The 18,224-nt window shown below is 49.8% G+C and carries 13 protein-coding genes and 1 pseudogene; 7 read left to right on the forward strand and 7 right to left on the reverse strand.

Annotation, left to right across the window (positions count from 1 at the left end):
• The first annotated feature begins 223 nt into the window (after positions 1-223).
• Both ACYVJM_RS29380 and nadC read left to right on the forward strand, forming a co-directional pair.
• Positions 224-1,366 (forward strand): annotated as a pseudogene (locus ACYVJM_RS29380) (acyltransferase family protein).
• A 112-nt stretch (positions 1,367-1,478) separates the two neighbouring features.
• Positions 1,479-2,312, forward strand: coding sequence for a carboxylating nicotinate-nucleotide diphosphorylase (gene nadC / locus ACYVJM_RS29385; protein ID WP_461151698.1), 834 nt, complete (start codon positions 1,479-1,481; stop codon positions 2,310-2,312).
• 134 nt (positions 2,313-2,446) lie between these two features.
• Here the strand turns inward: nadC and ACYVJM_RS29390 are convergent, their stop codons facing one another.
• Positions 2,447-2,806, reverse strand: a complete 360-nt coding sequence (locus tag ACYVJM_RS29390; protein WP_461151699.1) for a hypothetical protein — start codon at positions 2,804-2,806, stop codon at positions 2,447-2,449.
• A gap of 252 nt (positions 2,807-3,058) precedes the next feature.
• On the reverse strand, positions 3,059-4,039 hold the full coding sequence (locus tag ACYVJM_RS29395; protein ID WP_461151700.1) for a pyruvate dehydrogenase complex E1 component subunit beta: 981 nt from the start codon (positions 4,037-4,039) through the stop codon (positions 3,059-3,061).
• A 431-nt stretch (positions 4,040-4,470) separates the two neighbouring features.
• Here ACYVJM_RS29395 and ACYVJM_RS29400 point away from each other — a divergent pair, with 431 nt between their 5' ends.
• The gene (locus ACYVJM_RS29400) at positions 4,471-6,912 is read left to right on the forward strand and encodes a TonB-dependent receptor domain-containing protein (protein ID WP_461151701.1); all 2,442 of its coding nucleotides are present in this window, start codon (positions 4,471-4,473) and stop codon (positions 6,910-6,912) included.
• Between the two features lie 16 nt (positions 6,913-6,928).
• Here the strand turns inward: ACYVJM_RS29400 and porZ are convergent, their stop codons facing one another.
• Positions 6,929-9,226 carry a type IX secretion system anionic LPS delivery protein PorZ gene (gene porZ / locus ACYVJM_RS29405; protein ID WP_461151702.1) on the reverse strand — a complete coding sequence of 766 codons (2,298 nt, stop codon included), beginning with the start codon at positions 9,224-9,226 and terminating at the stop codon, positions 6,929-6,931.
• Positions 9,219-9,848 carry a thymidine kinase gene (locus ACYVJM_RS29410; RefSeq protein ID WP_461151703.1) on the reverse strand — a complete coding sequence of 210 codons (630 nt, stop codon included), beginning with the start codon at positions 9,846-9,848 and terminating at the stop codon, positions 9,219-9,221. Before ACYVJM_RS29410 ends, porZ begins: the two co-directional genes overlap by 8 nt.
• A gap of 216 nt (positions 9,849-10,064) precedes the next feature.
• Here ACYVJM_RS29410 and ACYVJM_RS29415 point away from each other — a divergent pair, with 216 nt between their 5' ends.
• Entirely contained in the window at positions 10,065-11,333 is a 1,269-nt protein-coding gene (locus ACYVJM_RS29415; RefSeq protein WP_461151704.1) for a hypothetical protein, read from the forward strand.
• A 93-nt stretch (positions 11,334-11,426) separates the two neighbouring features.
• On the forward strand, positions 11,427-13,526 hold the full coding sequence (locus ACYVJM_RS29420; RefSeq protein WP_461151705.1) for a ComEA family DNA-binding protein: 2,100 nt from the start codon (positions 11,427-11,429) through the stop codon (positions 13,524-13,526).
• Positions 13,527-13,547: 21 nt separating this feature from the next.
• Here the strand turns inward: ACYVJM_RS29420 and ACYVJM_RS29425 are convergent, their stop codons facing one another.
• Both ACYVJM_RS29425 and ACYVJM_RS29430 read right to left on the reverse strand, forming a co-directional pair.
• Entirely contained in the window at positions 13,548-14,294 is a 747-nt protein-coding gene (locus ACYVJM_RS29425; RefSeq protein WP_461151706.1) for an ABC transporter ATP-binding protein, read from the reverse strand.
• A gap of 95 nt (positions 14,295-14,389) precedes the next feature.
• Entirely contained in the window at positions 14,390-15,121 is a 732-nt protein-coding gene (locus ACYVJM_RS29430) for an MlaE family ABC transporter permease (protein WP_461151707.1), read from the reverse strand.
• Positions 15,122-15,291: 170 nt separating this feature from the next.
• On the opposite strand from ACYVJM_RS29430, the gene ACYVJM_RS29435 reads away from it, so the two are divergent.
• Entirely contained in the window at positions 15,292-15,966 is a 675-nt protein-coding gene (locus ACYVJM_RS29435; RefSeq protein ID WP_461151708.1) for an SDR family oxidoreductase, read from the forward strand.
• A gap of 143 nt (positions 15,967-16,109) precedes the next feature.
• Positions 16,110-17,024 carry an ROK family protein gene (locus tag ACYVJM_RS29440; protein ID WP_461151709.1) on the forward strand — a complete coding sequence of 305 codons (915 nt, stop codon included), beginning with the start codon at positions 16,110-16,112 and terminating at the stop codon, positions 17,022-17,024.
• A 69-nt stretch (positions 17,025-17,093) separates the two neighbouring features.
• Here the strand turns inward: ACYVJM_RS29440 and murB are convergent, their stop codons facing one another.
• Positions 17,094-18,119, reverse strand: a complete 1,026-nt coding sequence (gene murB / locus ACYVJM_RS29445; protein ID WP_461151710.1) for a UDP-N-acetylmuramate dehydrogenase — start codon at positions 18,117-18,119, stop codon at positions 17,094-17,096.
• Positions 18,120-18,224 lie beyond the last annotated feature (105 nt).

An 18,224-nucleotide genomic window follows, 5' to 3' on the forward strand; every position in this document is an offset into this window, starting at 1 on the left:
AGTTTATAGTCAATGCGGCTGTGTGGGATTAACTATGATAGACAACTGGTTAGAAAAAGGGTATTAGCCTATAGATGAGTGCTTCGTTACAGAAAAAATATGGAAAGCCCGATTATCAGGCGAAGTCAATCCTGCTTAAAGTTAATTAGCAGCAAAATGAAAGTTACTATTTGTCGTTATAAACACATCCTTTAGTTTATTTGTAAATAAACTAAAGGATGTAATGGGGATACTAAGATTCTTGCTGGCCATCTCGGTAGTGGTTTTTCACACCGGAAAACCTTTGCTGGGAGTAAAGTTTAGTGGTGGTGCTTTGGCTGTTCAGCTATTTTTTGTGATATCAGGATTTTATATGTCTCTGATACTTAATGAAAAGTATAAGAAGGGAACAAGTACTTATAATTTATTTATTACTAATCGTCTACTGCGTTTATATCCCGTGTATTTGCTAACTGGTCTTATAACGTTGGCTATCACATTTATCGATTTTTCATTTTTTAACCAAACCGAAAACTGGTTCGGTATTATGTCATCGCATATAGCCGAATTAAATGGCGTTACGTTGGCCTATATTCTACTGGCTAATACCTTCATTATGGGCTAGGATTTAGCCTTATTTTTAGGACTGGATGTTTCGACAGGGGCCCTGTTTTTTACAAAAAACTTTCATAATGTACAGCCAGAAGTGAACTCGTTCATGTTGTTAGGTCAAGCCTGGACAATTGCTTTGGAAATAATGTTCTATTTGGTTGCCCCTTTTATCGTCAGACGCAGATTAACGAGTGTCTTTATACTATTACTCACTTCACTACTCATCAGGCTCTATATATATTATGTTCTGAAAATGAAATATGATCCTTGGATTTATCGGTTTTTTCCAACAGAAATGATGTATTTCCTCATAGGAAATGTCTGTTACAGAAGCTATAAGCAAATTTTGACTTACAATCTAAATAAAAATTATTTAGTTTTAATAACGGTATTCCTGTGGATTTATATAGCCGCTTATGGTAATATTTTTGCCCTTTTTGACGGTCTTCCATTGTATCAGACAGCATTTCATTTAATTTATATAGTGTGCTTCGTTATTACCCTGCCTTTCATTTTTATCTTAACAAAAGATTCTAAGATTGATAGCTATATAGGCGAACTGTCTTATCCAATATATTTGTGTCAATCATTATCAATATACGTTGATCAAAGATTTGCCATTAATAGTGTAAATTTTGTCATACCTTTTACTGTCGGTTTGGCTATTGTGCTGCATCATACCGTTGTAAAAAGAATAGAAGTGATTCGTCAAAAAAGAGCAAAGGTTTTAACAACTCAAGATGATTACTTGCGCTATCAGTCAACGGTTGCATAAAGTTTTATGATATCGGCTATGCTTCAATCGCACAAGCGACCAAAGCGGATCTGTTGAATGACTTGAGCGAATTGGTAGCTGTCAAAAAAGAATTATCTAGTACCTTGCGCCTATGAATCTACACGAGTTTATTCAGTTAGCCCTTGCCGAAGATGTCGGTGATGGGGATCATACATCTTTGTCGACCATTCCGGCCGATGCGCAGAAGCGTGCCCGGCTGTTGGTGAAAGAAACGGGTATCCTGGCCGGTGTTGAGGTGGCGAAAGCCGTATTTGCCGAAGTAGACCCCAATTTTGTCGTGGACGTTCTCCTGCACGATGGGGCCAGTATCAACCCCGGTGATGTGGTATTGACCGTGAGCGGAAATGCCCGGAATATTTTAACCGCCGAACGGTTGGTCCTCAACTGTATGCAGCGTATGAGTGGTATTGCTACGCATACCCGAGAGCTGGTCAACCTGCTGGAAGGCACACGTGCCAAACTCCTGGATACGCGCAAAACCACACCCAACTTCCGGATTTGTGAGAAAATGGCTACGAAAATTGGTGGAGCCGTGAATCACCGGTTTGGGCTTTACGACATGATTCTCATTAAAGATAACCACGTCGATTATGCCGGCAGCATTGAAGCGGCCATTACCAAAGCTGTTACCTATCTGAAAGATACCGGTCGGAGTCTACGCATTGAAGTAGAAACCCGTAACCGGGCCGAGGTGGAGGAAGTACTCCGGGTAGGCCAGGTCGATGTGATCCTGCTGGATAACTTTGCGCCCGACGAAATCCGGGATATGGTACGCCTGATCAACGGTCGCTTCGTAACGGAAGCCTCAGGCGGAATCGACGAAACCAATTTGCGGGCCTACGCCGAAACCGGCGTCGATTACATCTCATCCGGTGCGCTAACCCACCAGATCAAAAGCCTTGATTTAAGCCTGAAAGCTTATTAAGTAGGTATAGTTATCAAACACAGAGGCACGGCGTACACAGAGATTAACTAATCGACAAGTAAATTTTTAATCTCTGTGCACGCCGTGCCTCTGTGTTTAAAATTTTATGGGATAGCATTGGTAGTACCCGTCACTCATTTTGCGGGGTTCTCATCAATGCCTAAGCGGGGTAGAGCCGGGTTGAGTACCCGGGGAACAACCTTGACCCGAAAAACCCGGGCACCCGCTACATTAAAATCACAACTGTAAAATTCCCGTTGCTTTACGCCCCGATACACCGCTGTGTAATTGACTTTGGAAGGCCAGTTGTTCAACGCCAGTTCAGCCGTAATGGCATCCACTGCTTTTCGAAGATTAGAAAAGAAAATGACCGTTGGTTCCCGCTGACGTAATGTCGTTAACGTACCAACATGCTGGATCGTGACTTCATAAATAATACGGCCACTTTGCTTCAGAATCGCCTTTTTGGGCGTCTTGTCGGACAAATCGTTCATACATATCAATAATACGAAAAACTATTTAATTATTTTTCAAGGTGTAAACTTTTCAAATCGTATTGTGGTTTTACCTACAACTATGCAATAGTGATTTGCCCGGCCACGCTCAAACGGCCGGGCATTTTTTGTTTAACGTGTTTCAGAAAGCCTTGCCGCCAACTAATTTTTGCCCTATCGGGGCATCAAAACTGGCAAATAAAAAGCGTCGACCTGGCAGGCCGACGCTCCTCAATACCAAAATCAGTATACCTACTTCTTGTACATCACCGTTTCCACCGCTTGCAGAGTACGCTTTACGTTTGGCAGAATAGCTTCGATGAGGGTAGGTGCGTAAGGCAACGGCAAGTCCATGCTGTTGACCCGAACAACGGGCGCATCGAGGTAATCAAATGCATTCCGTTGGATATTATAGGTCAACTCCGACGAAATGGCGGCTAATGGCCAGGCTTCTTCAACAATAACGCAGCGGTTCGTTTTCTTAACCGAGTTGATGATCGTTGCGTAGTCGATCGGGCGAACCGAACGCAGGTCGATCACTTCCGCCGAAACACCGTTCTTCGCCAGTTCATCGGCAGCCGCCAGGGCTACCTTCATAATCTTGCCGAACGATACGATCGTCACGTCGTTTCCTTCCCGAACAACATTGGCCTGACCAATCGGAATCAGGTATTCTTCTTCCGGAACCTGCCCTTTGTCGCCGTACATCAGCTCCGACTCCATGAAAATAACGGGGTCGTTATCGCGGATACACGACTTGAGTAGTCCTTTGGCATCGTATGGATTTGACGGAACGACCACTTTCAGACCGGAGGTGTTGGCGAACCAGTTTTCGAAGTTCTGCGAGTGCTGCGACGATAGCATCCCGGCATTACCCGTTGGTCCACGGAATACGATGGGGCAGGAATACTGTCCACCCGACATCGACATAATTTTAGCCGCCGAGTTGATAACCTGATCAATCGCTACGAGCGAGAAGTTAAAGGTCATGAACTCGATAATGGGTCGCAGTCCATTAATGGCTGACCCAACGCCAATACCGGCAAAACCAAGCTCGGCAATGGGGGTATCAATAACCCGCTCAGGCCCAAATTCATCCAGCATTCCCTGACTGACTTTGTAAGCTCCGTTGTATTCGGCGACTTCTTCGCCCATCAGATAAACTTTCGGATCCCGGCGCATTTCTTCCGTCATGGCCTCCCGCAGGGCTTCACGGAATTGTATTTCTCTCATAATGAGTGCGTTGATTGCATTTGGTTACTCATTCGGGCCTGTTTGGCACGTGAACGAGGTGGCAGAAAAACGGTCAAAATTAGGCAAAATGCCCTGATTCATCAAATTGCTTTGCAGGCTTCTTTCAATATGGAAACCATCGGCTGAAAATGAATGGCTTTGCCGGGCAATCAAACGTGGTGCCGCAGATTCTTACAGACGTTGAAATACCCGCCGAAGCAAGCTGATCGACTTTTCAGGTAAAGAATGAAAAGCTATGGAAAACGGGATGCAACTTAATCGATTGTTTTCTCATCGTTGAGAACAGAGAGCTGAATAGGCGGGATGTTAAATTATCCTAACGACATATAACCTTGCCTGACAGCCTCCTAGTTTTGCTCAACGATCAGCCAATGAGCTGAGAAAACTGACCATTGCTCCAACCTTCTGTTATGAAAAACCTTTTCCTGATTGCCGTCTGGCTAATGCCCTTCATGGCGTTGGCTCAACTAAGCCCTGGCCGCATCAGCGGTTCACTTACCGACTCGACCACAACCAACGCCGTTCCTTTTGCTACAGTAGCCTTGCAAACTCCGGACGGTACCATCATAAAGGGAGTAACTACGGATGAAAAAGGAAGTTTTTCTATCGAGCAAATAGCTATTGGGCGGTATAAACTTGTCATTTCTTTCGTGGGCTATCGCACCCGAATAGTCGATAACGTTGCTATCACTGCTGAAAAGCCCGTTGTGACGCTGGCATCCATTGCGCTGGCGTTGGACAGTCGTAGTTTGAAGCAGGTAGATGTGGTTGGGCAAAAGGCGCTGGTGGAAGATAAAGGCGACCGGCTGGTGTATAATGCCGAGAGAGATGCCTCCAATACGGGTGGAACAGCCGCCGATGTACTGCGGAAAGTGCCGATGCTGACGGTTGATCTGGACGGTAACCTGAAGATGCGCGGGAGCGGCAACATTAAGGTGCTGGTGAACGGAAAACCGTCGAGTATCATGGCGCGTAATCTGGCCGACGCGCTGAAACAGATGCCCGCCAGCAACATTAAATCGGTGGAGGTGATTACCAGCCCCGGCGCCAAATACGATGCGGAAGGCTCGGCGGGCGTTATCAACATTATCACTAAAAAAGCGGTACAGGGAACGAACGGAACAGTGAATGCCACGGCGGGTAATCTGAACCGCTCGCTGGGCGGCAATCTGAATATCAAAGGCAAAAAACTGGGCTTTGCTGTTTCGCTCAATGGGTATCAATACCGCAACATTGGCGAGAATACCAGCACCCGCACGTCACTATCCGCTGGCCTCCCAACCAGCATTCTTCGGCAGAGTACGTATCGTGACAATACCGGCACCGGCGGCTATGGCGAGATGAGTCTCGATTATGACCCCGACACAACGAACCGGATTAATTTTTCGGCCAACGCCTGGGGAGGTAACTTTCCCATGAACAGCACCCTCAACAGCCGCCTGACCGATGCACAGGGTGGGCTGCTGCAGGCGTATCACCGCGATATACAATTCCGGAACCCGTATGGCAACACAGAATTTAACCTCGGCTGGACGAAGTCGTTCAAAAAACCGGGGCAGGAGTTCTCCCTGCTCACACAGTACGCCCGGATGCCGGACAATTATTACTACACCATCCGGCAAAACAACATGGATTCGGAAGTGCCTACCTATCTGGAGAGGAGCAAGAACCTGAGCCGTAACAACGAATACACGTTTCAGGCCGATTACACGCATCCGTTTACGGCGCACACCAAACGGGATACGCTTAGTTTCAAGCTGGAAGCAGGGGCCAAAGCCATTCAGCGCAGTATCGGCAGTGAGTTTGTTGTTGAACAGGCAACCACCGGTTTGGATGCCGACTACATGATCGACCCCAGTCGTTCCAACGATTTTATGTACGATCAGGGGGTGATATCCGGGTACACGTCATTAAAAGTCGATTCAAAACGCAAATGGAATCTGACCGCCGGGGCCCGGCTTGAGCATACGACTATATCGGGGGATTTCATCTCGACGAAGACCGCATTTAACAGCCAGTATCAGAACCTGATTCCGAGTTTTACCCTGGCGAAAACCCTGCATGACAAACACACATTTAAGGTCAGCTATACGCAGCGGATTTCCCGCCCGCTGATCTGGTACCTCAATCCGTTCCGAAACTCCAGCGACCCTAATAACATCCAGACCGGCAACCCGTTTCTGAACCCTGAGCTGACCCACGCTACCGAGTTGTCGTACAGCACATTCGGGAAAGAAGGCTCGTCGTTCAATGCGGCTCTGTTCTGGCGGCAAACCAATAACGCGATCGAGTGGCTGTCGACGGTCAATGCGCAGGGTGTTGCGCTGACGACGCCCCAGAATATTGGTCGTAATGCCAGCTACGGAGCTAATATGAACCTGACGCTTCAGCCTACCAAGCAGCTCAATGCTACGATTAGTACTGACCTTACCTATGTGGACTTAACCAGCCTCGCGCTCAACCAGCGAACCAACGGCTGGGTCTGGAGTATAAGCCCCAATGTATCTTACAAACTACCCAAAGACCTTACTATACAGGCCAATGGGTACGTCGGCTCGGGCTGGATCTCCCTCCAAAACCGGAACTCGGGCTGGTATTATTACGGTCTGTCGGCCAAAAAAGAGCTGATGGACAAGAAGATCACGCTAACCCTGAACGTCAATAATCCGTTCAACCGGAATGTCCGCATAACCGGTGAGCAGTTTGCACCCAGTTTCACGGCGCAGAATACATCGGCGTTCGTCAACCGATCGGTGCGGCTGACGCTGAGTTATAAGTTTGGACAAATGAGTTCGGGTGGTAAACAGAGCCGGAAAATCCGTAACGACGATAGTAAAGGCGGGGGGCAATAAAGATAATGTACGATGATTAGCGAATAACGGCCAGCTTTCCGGCCAATCCCTCGGAGCCATCGGCAGAGACGACAACAACCAGATAGATACCCGTTTGGGCCATGCGGCCCCGGTAATCGCGAAGCCCCCAGGTAGCGGTCCCCCCCTGCGACCGGGTTTCGTAAACAAGCTGCCCACCCGCATCCAGGATTTTTACTGTGGCGTTGTCCGTCAGTCCATTGATGCCAACCGTACCGGTAAAGTCAGGGCGGACGGGATTGGGGAAAATCGTCAGGTTGCTAAGCGCCGAAGCCGGTTCTGTGGCGGTGCTCTGGTAGGAAACAAGGCCAGTGGGCCGGTCGGTGGTTCCGGTTTCAATGTATACTTTGCCGCTTATAGGCTCAATCGCCAGCGCCTGAACCGTGTTGTTCGGCAGTGGACTGTTGGCTGCGGTAAATGTGTTGAGCAATTGTGAGCCATCCGGTGCAACCTGGTATAAACCGCTGCGGGTACCCAGCCATTTTTGGTTACCGCCATCGACGGCAATGGCCGTAATTAACTCATTGGCCAGCAACCGACGCCGGTTAATGATAGGGGGCTGGGCATCAATGGCGGCATCGAATGCCCCTGCCGGATTATCAAAAACCGTTGGTCCCAGATCCGTTCCTACCCAAATTGCCCCCGTCCGGTCTTTAACCAGCGCCCGAACGGTATTGGTCAATAAGCCGCCCTGTCCGGTGCCGGTGCCTAAAAATCGAATGCGGTTCGTTTGGGGATCGAACACCTGCAAGCCACCACCCAAGTCGGGACGAAGCCAGAGAAAACCATTGTCGTCGGGTACAATCTGGACGATGTTTGTCTGATTGACGACCGGAAACGATTGAAACTGGCCGTTGGATCGACGAACGTGCAAAGTCGCCTGGGTAGATGTTGTTCGTCCGGTTGTCAGCCATAAGTTCCCATCGATGTCAGTAGCCAGGCTGGTGATAAATGGGCTAATCGTTGCAGGTAAGGGAACCGCCGTGGGCGTCTGACCGTCGGGCTGGCTCCAGAGTCCGCCACCGAAACTGCTCAGGTAAAGTTTTTGCTCGACAGATACATAGGCGGCCGCATTGAACCCACGTGTCAGACCGGAGATTGGGCTGCTGATCCAGCGGTTATTTGGCACGGCTAAGACATCGACCGGCGGCTGGTTGCCCGAAAGCAGCGTAACATCTAAAGGACCGGTCGGTAAGGCGATCAGCGTTTGTGCATATGCATACAGCTGGGCAAACAAATCGCGGGATGGGCCTTCCGGAGCGATGCGCTGAAACGTACCGCTATTGCCCGCCAGCAAACCGCTTGAGGCATCGGCAACCCAGACTGTAGCGCCATCGACCAGTGCTTCCTGCGGGTTACTCAGAAGAGAGCCGGTCAATGAGCCGATACCCGGAGCCGTTACGGCCTGATTGGTCGCCACAAGCGGGCCGGTTGCATTCGGAAATTGCCGGATCAATGGATTTGTGAGTGCCTGTGTTAGCACCCATCGACCCAATTGTCGTTCATAAATTCCTTGCCCATTGACGCTGGCCGACAATCGACCCTGATTACTCACAATGGATTCAGGCTGTTGGCCCGGTTCGGGAACCGGCTTCCAGTTGGCAGGGTCAGCTATATTGACGCTGGCAGCAAAGCGTATCGCCCGGAGTCTACGGCCGGTATCCGTAACCCGGATGGGCGCAGTCAAGGCATACAGGCTGTCTGATGTGGCGGCTGTTTGAACGATAGGAAGGGGTGTGCCATCTGCTCGCTGACTGAAATAGGTATCCCGGATTTCGTTCTTTTGTAAATCCAGAACAACAAGGCCAAAATCGGTGCTCAGATACGCGAATGAGCCTAATCTATTGATGTGATTGATGCTTCTTGCGGTGGGGAGGGCCGGGGCCGTAACGATGGTATTCACATGATCGACGGTTCCCGGCTCGTTCGTATCGGTAAGATTCAGGAAATCGATATTACCGTTTTGATAGGCAATGAGCAGCCGTTTCTGGTCGGGTAGATACAGCAGGCGACTGATGCCCACGTCGCTCAGGCCATCCTGTTTGCCAAGGGTTGTTGTTTCCCCGGTGGTTTTATTATAGTAGAAGAAACCGTTTTGGGTGGCTGCGTACACGGTTGTACCCACCACCGCTACCGAGCGTCCTGATTGATAGCTAACGTGTGTCTGCCAGTTGCCAATCTGGGCCAATGATGGGCAGCAACGAAGAAATGATACCAGACATACGGGTAATAAAAGCCAGTATTTGATCAATCTGCCCTTTCCGTTAGTATGCGAAAAATACAATTCTTCATACATCCTTGTCGGCGTCTTCGTAAGCCCACTCTTTTCTGCCCGCATCTTTACCAAGATTAAAGCACCGTCGGCAGCGGGCTTCGTAACTATCCGTTTCGCCCAGCAGGACACGCTCTTTAGAGGGAACCAGCCGATAAGAGTATTGGGCTATATCGCCACATACAACGCATATGGCGTGGACTTTCGTAACGTACTCGGCAATACTTAATAGTTGCGGCATGCACCCGAAGGGCTTACCGGCAAAATCCATATCCAGCCCTGCAACAATGACCCGCTTTCCCTGATTGGCCAGCTGAGTACAAACATCCGTGATTTCCTGGTCAAAGAACTGAGCCTCATCGACGCCAACTACATCACAATTTCCCGCCAGAGTTAAAATTTGGCCCGCTGTTTGCACTGGAATGGACGCAATCGTAATCGAAGAATGCGAAACGATATTTTCATCGTGGTACCGCGTGTCGAGAGCGGGCTTAACGATTTTGACATTCAGTTTTGCTATCCGGGCACGCGTAAGCCGGCGAATCAATTCTTCCGTTTTTCCGGAGAACATCGAGCCGCAGATCACTTCAATCCATCCGGTACGAAGGTGAGGGGGCTCGCGTCGGCGTGAGGGTTCAATAAACATCAGATAGACATCAAAAAGACTGATAAATACAGCTGGATAGCCAGATCAAATGTGAGGACGATGAACAATAAGAACGAATACTGCTTCATATATCCACACGGTCTGCCCGTTGTTGGATTGAACCACGGAGCAGAACCCGCTGCATTTGATTTCTTCATTGATAACAGCCGGTTTGTGGCCGAAAGTTATATATTTACAAAACAAAGGCTTTTCCTAATGTCGAACAAGTTTAACGCCAACGCCCTCTCTGAATACAGTAAGTCGTATGCCCGTCGGATAGCGTCCGACTTCTATCAGCAACATTCGACGATGAATGGTCAGCAGATTTTGTCCCTAACGCCCATTAGCCAGATCAATCTGTTTATCATTAGCAGTTTATCGGATAAATGGCAAGCCGATGCGGTTAAGTTTCGTAGCCCTTATTTTGATTTTACGAACGAAGAGGTTCAGGAAGCTTTACGCAACTTCATGAACGTGGTGTCGCAATATATTTCCGTTCGTCGTGAACATCTGGAACCGCTTCTGGCCGATGCTACCCGCCGGACCATTATCATGATTTTCGACCCTCGGGCTTATTTTGATGATATGTTCCGCAGCCAGCCGGATTTTACACTGACGGCCAATGTCCTGAAACAAATTATCCGTTACACGAAAATCAACCAGTTTATTCCAGCGCATGTCCTGCAACGGATGAATGGGAAACCGTTCATCTACGCGACTCAGGCATTAACCCATCTGGATGAAGCGCTGACGCAGCGGGGACATGATCTGGAGAAGTATGAGCCGTTTGTCGAACTTTTTTCGGAAAAATTACCGATGGATGTGTCGGCTTTGTTACGAAGTCATGTACCCGACGGTATCCCGACGACTCCGTTACGGTCTTTTTTCGATACGGCAACCGAAGCCTCTGTGCCGCCCGCTCCTCTGGTGGCTCAGGAGTCAGCCATGACCGGTGCTGAACCCAAACCGGCCATTCCGTCGCAGGCTTATGCAGAACCTATCCTCAGCAGTATGGAAGAGTCCGGCTCCGGAGGAGCCCTGTTCCTGGATGATACTGCCGGGCCGGAGCCGGTAGCACCGAGTGCGCAACCGTCGCAGCTGTCGACAGATGGCCCGGACACGCAACTCCCCGATGCCGAGACGGCCCGGCCTGCGAGTTCGTCAGAAGCGCCGACCACGCTGAATGACACTCTGCGCGACGCCACTTCCTCCGAGCCGACGACCGTTGCCGAAACGTTTCACCGGGCACCCATCGAAAGTATTGCGCGGAGTATCTCGCTGAACCAGAAATTCCGGTTTATCAATCAACTCTTCAATGGCAATGCCAGCGCCTATAACCAGGCCGTAGAAGAGATCGATACGCTCAATAATTATGGTCAGGCACTTGATCTGATTTCATACCGCTACGCGTCGCAATACCTTTGGGACATGAGCAGCGATGAAGTAAGCGAACTGGTCGAAATCCTGAAGCGTCGCTTTGCATAGACTTTTGCAAGTGTCCTTCTGGGGTGAATTTGTGTCTTTATTGTCTTGTTCCCGTCTAAGCCCGTATGTGTAACGTATTCATCACAAAGGGCTTTGCGGTTTATTTACCTGCTTGTGGTTGCCAGCTGGCTAACCGCTTATCCGGCGTTTTCACAAAATGACAGGTCTGGGTATCCAGGGGCTGAGCCATCGGCCGATGCCTTGAATCGGTACCTGCAGGATTTGTTTCCGGTACAGACGGAGGGAATCGACTATGTCGCTGTCTACGACGCGCTCACGCAGCTCTACGCCAATCCAATCGACCTGAACATGGCCACCCGCGATGAGCTGGAAGCCACTTATCTGCTCTCCGAACGCCAGCTAAGTAACCTGGCCGCTTACCGGGCTGAATTTGGTGATCTACTGTCTATTAATGAACTGCAGGCCGTTCCAGATTTCGACTTGCCTACTATCCGGAAACTACGGCCCTTTGTAACAGTAGCCGGCAGTCCGGGCTTGTTCGGAGCCTTGCCCACACCTGTGGATAACTACCTGATTTTGCGCTACGAACAGGTATTGGAGCCGCAAAAAGGCTTTTCGGTAGCTACGCCCGATAAAAAAGGTAATCTGCCCACTCGTTATCTGGGTGGTTCCGGGCAATGGTACGCCCGCTACCGGTACAGCCGTCCCCGCGCCTTCAGCCTTGGGGTAACGGTAGAAAAAGATCCTGGCGAAGCGATAAACTGGCGGCCATCGGCCCGTCAGTATGGAGCCGATTATTTATCGTTTCATGCCCAGCTGCAAAATCGGGGTAAGTGGCGAAACATTCTGCTGGGCGACTATCAACTACAGATCGGGCAGGGCCTGGTCCTATCGGCGGGATTTGTCCTGGGTAAAAGTGCCGAAACAGTGCAGACTGTCCGCCGGCCGACGTTGGGTGCCCGCCCCTATACTTCTCTCTCCGAATACGGTTATTTTCGGGGTTTCTCCGCTACCTATGCTATCCATCAAAATGTCGACCTGACGATTCTGGCGGCCCGTAATCGGCGCGATGCGAATACGGCTGCGGATAGCTTGGGAACGGGTGTCGTGGCTACGTCCCTGCAAACATCCGGACTGCACCGAACGCCATCTGAACTGGATGACCGAGGTAGTCTGCTCGAAACAAATGTTGGTCTCCACTTGCTTTATCATACCCGAAACCAGCAGCAGCTTGGCCTGACTATTCTACAAACGACATTCGATACGTTTTTCCAACGTCGTAATCTGGCCTACAACCAGTACGAATTTACGGGTACCCAAAACCTGGTGGTCGGTTTGCATGGCGGATACATCTGGCACAACTGGAACCTGTTTGGCGAAGTGGCCCGCAGCCGTGGTTCGGCTACTAATTCGGGAGGGATAGGAGCCGTTGCCGGTGCGTTGGCCAGTTTAACGAAAAAGCTTGATCTGGCCATTACGCTTCGGCATTACGACCGGAACTTTCACAGTTTTTACAGCAACGGCTTCAGCGAGGGGAGCCGGACAATCAACGAGTCGGGGGCTTACATAGGTCTGAAATACACGGTTTATCGAAAACTATCCGTGGGTGGGTTTGTCGATTATTTCAGTTTCCCGTGGCTGAAATATTTAGTGGATACGCCATCAAAAGGATTCGACTACCTGCTTCAGCTTCGGTACACCCCCAATCGGCAAACGGCCTTTTACGGGGTTTATCACGAAGAGCATAAAGAAAAGAATTTCACGGTCGATAAAGCAAAGACCGTAGTAGGCACCACCCGCCGGAGTTACGCGCTCACTGCCGATTATATTTTGATACCTCGACTAAGGTTGCGGTCGCGGGTGCAATGGGGTGGGTTTCGGTATGCGGGACAATCGGCGTCGCGGGGATTTGCGATGGTACAGGATGCCGCGCTGGAGATGAAGCGGCTAAGTGTAAGTGCCCGGATAGCCTTGTTCGGAACAGACGATTACGACAGTCGCCAGTATGTGTACGAGCGCGATGTGCTCTATGCCTTCTCATTCCCGGCCTATTATAATCGGGGTTTCCGGCATTACGCAATGGTTCAATATAACCTGAGTCGCCATCTGGACATCTGGGTACGCTGGGCCAGAACAGACCTTACGAATCAGGACACCGTTGGCTCCGCCCTCGACCAGATCAATGCGCCCCACAAATCGGAAGTGAAAGTGCAGGCCCGCTGGCAGTTTTAAGCGACTGATAGACAAACGATCTTACTTTTCCATTTCCCGAATCAACTTATTGGCGTTGATGAACTCGTTCAATTCCGGTACGCCAGAATGAGTAAGGGTGCTACTATCACCCTGCCAGAGTTTCTTGCCTTCGTAGAGGAACATGATTTTTTCGCCAATCTCCATCATCGAGTTCATATCGTGCGTAATAACAACGGTCGTTATCTGGTACTCGTCGGTAATTTCGGAGATAAGTTGATCAATCTTGATCGACGTCAATGGATCGAGGCCCGAGTTAGGCTCATCGCAAAATAAATATTTAGGATTCAGCACAATGGCACGGGCAATGCCCACCCGTTTCTTCATCCCACCACTAATTTCTGATGGCATCCGGTCGCCCGCGTTTTCTAGTCCTACGCGTCGCAGACACTCCTGAGCGCGGTCAACTTTCTCACTTTCCGACTGGTCTGTGAGCATGTCGAGCGGAAACCGGACATTCTCCAGCACCGTTTTGGAATCGAACAGGGCCGACCCTTGAAACAGTACCCCCATTTCGCGCCGGATTGCCTTCTGCTCATTCAAATCGCTGCTCAGAAAATTACGTCCGTCATACAGCACTTCGCCGGTATCGGGGGCAACAAGGCCAATCATGCACTTAAGCAACACGCTTTTACCAGTGCCGCTCCCGCCAATGATCAGACTGGTATCACCGGGTTTGAAACTACCGTCGATACCCGCCAGTACCTGTCGGCCATTGAATGATTTCGTTATGTTTTTAATGTCGATCATAAGAGTGAAAGAGTAAGTGAGTGAAAGAGTGAAAGGCGTGGTTGCGCATTCACTCTTTCACTCTTTCGCTCCGCTTCGGCGGTCCAATTTTACCTTTAGGTGAGTAACAACTGGGTCAGAACGAAGTCGGCGGCCACAATGGCAATACAGCTGTTGGTAACGGCCGATGTTGACGCGGCACCTACTTCGAGCGCTCCCCCGCTCACGTTATACCCCTGAAAGGCCGAGATCGTTGAAATCAGGAAAGCGAACACCACGGTTTTGATGAGTGCAAAGGCAATACCGAAGGGCTTGTAATCGAAACGAAGACCGGTTACGTATTCTTCTGCCGAAATTACCCCCGCCAGTGTTCCGGCAATATAGCCGCCCAGAATGGCCAGAAAAGCCGCCATAATAACCAGCAGCGGGAACATCAGCACCGAGGCTATGACCTTTGGAAGAATCAGATACGAACTGGAATTAATACCCATCACTTCCAGCGCGTCGACCTGTTCGGTGATGCGCATCGTCCCCAGTTCGCTGGCAATGTTGGAGCCAACTTTGCCGGCCAGTACAATGCAGGAGAGCGTTGGGGCCAATTCCAGAATGGAACTGTCGCGCACGATCAGCGCAATAATGTATTTCGGCACGAAGGGGTTGGTGAGGTTATAAGCCGTTTGAACACAGGTAACGGCCCCAATAAAGATGTTTACCAGGGCGACAATGAAAATGGAGCCAACACCAATGGACGTACATTCATTTAAAATCAGGCCGAGGTAAACACTGAGTTTTTCCCGATTGCGGAAAAGAGTGCCTAAAAAGAGAAAGTAACTGCCTATTCGTGACATAAAAGCATGTAGAAAATCAATTGAATCTCGTCAGGGTGGTTCTGATAGTATTCATTCGGGAGAACCCTAGTAAAGACAGAATGGTTTCTGACGTAACTTGCAGCCTCGTTTATCCCGGATGTTAACCGCTAATAAGCTAGCGAATGGGTATAAAACAGACTGTTTCGTATATGAACCCATTAGTTGTTGTAACCGGTGGCTCAAAAGGCATCGGACGCGCCATTGCCGACCGATTTATTGCCGAGGGCTTCGATGCCGTCGTGTGCGCCCGCTCGGTTGATCGTGTAGAAGGGCCGGGCCTTTTGCCCTTTGCGGCCGATTTGTCCACCCGCGATGGGGTCAATAGTCTGCTTCAGTACATTCATTCCCTGCAACGGCCCGTAGCTGTGCTGGTCAATAATACCGGCGTGTTTCAGCCGGGGCAGATCCATAACGAAGCGGAAGGGACCTTTGAGCAGCTCATGAGCACCAATGTGGCGAGTGCTTATCACCTCACAAGGGGCCTGGTGGGCGATATGATCGCCCGTCGGCAAGGGCATATTTTTATGATGTGTTCAACCGCCAGTATTACCGCTTACACCAATGGAGGTTCTTATTGTATCTCAAAATTCGCCTTGCTGGGTATGAGTCGGGTTTTGCGCGAAGAGTTGAAACCCCATGATGTGAAGGTGACGGCAATCCTGCCGGGGGCCACGCTAACCGCCAGCTGGGAAGGAACCGAACTGCCCGAAGACCGCTTTCTGAAGGCCGACGATGTGGCTGACAGTGCCTGGGCTGCTTACGCGCTTTCCAAAAGCGCCGTTATTGAAGAGATACTAATTCGCCCTCAATTGGGGGATATTTAACCAAAGTCAACGCGCCGTAAACGAACTATGAAGGGGAACCGCCGGTAACATATGCCCAACGACCACCTACTTTTCGTATCTTGCGCCCAATTCATCCGTTCCTGACCTGATAACTGTTCACTATTAACTGATTATTATTACGAATGGCTTCCGTTGAGTATTTGGGTATTGACGTCGGCGGTACGAACGTCAAAATGGGTATTGTCGATGCAAATACCGGTAAAATCTCCAATTTTTATAGCCACGACACCATCAGCTGGCGGGAATCGGGTCACTTTGTTGATCGCTTCGGCGACGCAGTTGCCTTACAATTGTTATCCAATAAAGACGTAAAAAAGGTTGGTATCGGCTTGCCCGGTATGATTAACCGTGAGCGCACGATTCCTCTTGAAATTACGGCGATCCCCGAAATCAACGGTACGCCAATGGTTGATTTGCTAAGCAAGCGATTTCCGGGAACTCAATTTTTCCTGGCTAACGATGCCAATGCTGCGGCCCTGGGCGAATACTACTTTGCCGAAGAGAAGATAACCGAAAACTATATTTTCATCACCCTTGGAACAGGTGTTGGCGGTGCGGCTATCATCAATAAAAAAATCTTTACGGGTGGTGATGGCAATGCCATGGAGCCCGGCCACATTCCTTCCCGCCACGGGCGGGTGCTGGAACGTAACATCGGTAAAAAAGAACTCCTGGATTTAGCCAATGAGCGTCGGCGCGAATACAAAGGCGAGACGCAACTGCCCGCCGACGATAGTATCTCAACAACGGGTTTGGTAGCGGCTGCCGCTGAAGGTGACGAACTGGCCCTGCAAATCTGGACCGAGGTGGGCGAAATCCTGGGAGAAGGCCTGGCGGCTCTCATTAAAGTACTGGATATAAAGCAAGTATTGATTGGCGGAGGACTCTCAGCTTCGTTTGATTACATACTGCCTGCCGTTAATAAAACGCTCGACTACTGGCTCAATCCGTATTATAAAAATGGATTAAGCATTAAACGCGCTACCTTAGGGAACGACGCGGGTCTGCTAGGGGCTGCTTCCCTCTGCTTTGAATAAAACCAAACAGCCTTAAAACGGAAAAACGAGTAACAGACACCTGTTACTCGTTTTTCCGTTTTAAGGCTGTTAAATTATATTTACCTCGGGCGTAATTGTTACACCAAATTTGGTTTGTACGGATTCCTGTACCTGTTTGGCAAGTGCCAGAATTTCATCGCCCGTGGCGTTACCATAGTTGACTAATACGAGTGCCTGTTTGGCATGAACGCCTGCGTCGCCAGTGCGGTAGCCTTTCCAGCCCGCCTGTTCAATAAGCCAGCCCGCCGGAATTTTCACTACCTCGTCGCCCAGCGGGTAGCCGGGTAAGTTTGGAAACTCACTCTTTAGGGCGTCAAATTGGGCCTTCGGGATTTCCGGGTTTTTGAAGAAGCTGCCCGCATTGCCAATCTGTGCCGGGTCAGGAAGTTTGCTTCGCCGGATACGGATAACGGCTTCGCTAATAGCTTTGATCGAAAGACGATCGTCCGATACGCCCATCTCGGCCAGCGTTTCCTGAATAGCCCCATAACGGGTATGAAACGTCGGCTGCTTATCCAGCTGAAACGTAACACTCGTGATGATATACTGACCTTTCAACTCCCGCTTGAAAACGCTTTCCCGATATCCGAATGCACAATCTGCGTGAGTAAACGTCTGGCGCTCACCCGTATGTATGTGAATGGCGGTAAGCGACTCGAATACCTGTTCCAGCTCAACACCATAAGCCCCTATGTTCTGCATAGGGGCTGCCCCAACGGTACCCGGAATGAGGGATAGATTCTCCATGCCTGCATAGCCATGTCTGACACAAAACTGCACCAGTTCATGCCAGCCAACGCCCGCTCCGGCGGTCAGGTACACATGCGTATCGTCTTCCCGTACAACATCAATACCCTGAATGTTGATTTTGACGACCAGGCCGCTGAAATCATGGCATAACAGAACATTGCTGCCGCCACCCAGAATCAGTTTGGGCTGGTCAACAAATTCAGTTAGCTGAAGTAACGTCCGGAGATCTTCTTCATGACTAATCTCAACCCAATACCGCGCGTTGGCATCAATTCCGAATGTATTGTAGGGTTTGAGCGAAACGTAGCTTCGTAAATTTAGCATGTAGTTTACATGATGAATGCCCAAAATTAACCAAAATAGAGGAGGGCTTCATAGGGTTGCCCAACGTTTCGGGTATTACAAGAGCAAAAAGGTTAATTTTGTCTC

Source organism: Spirosoma pulveris, assembly GCF_054781875.1.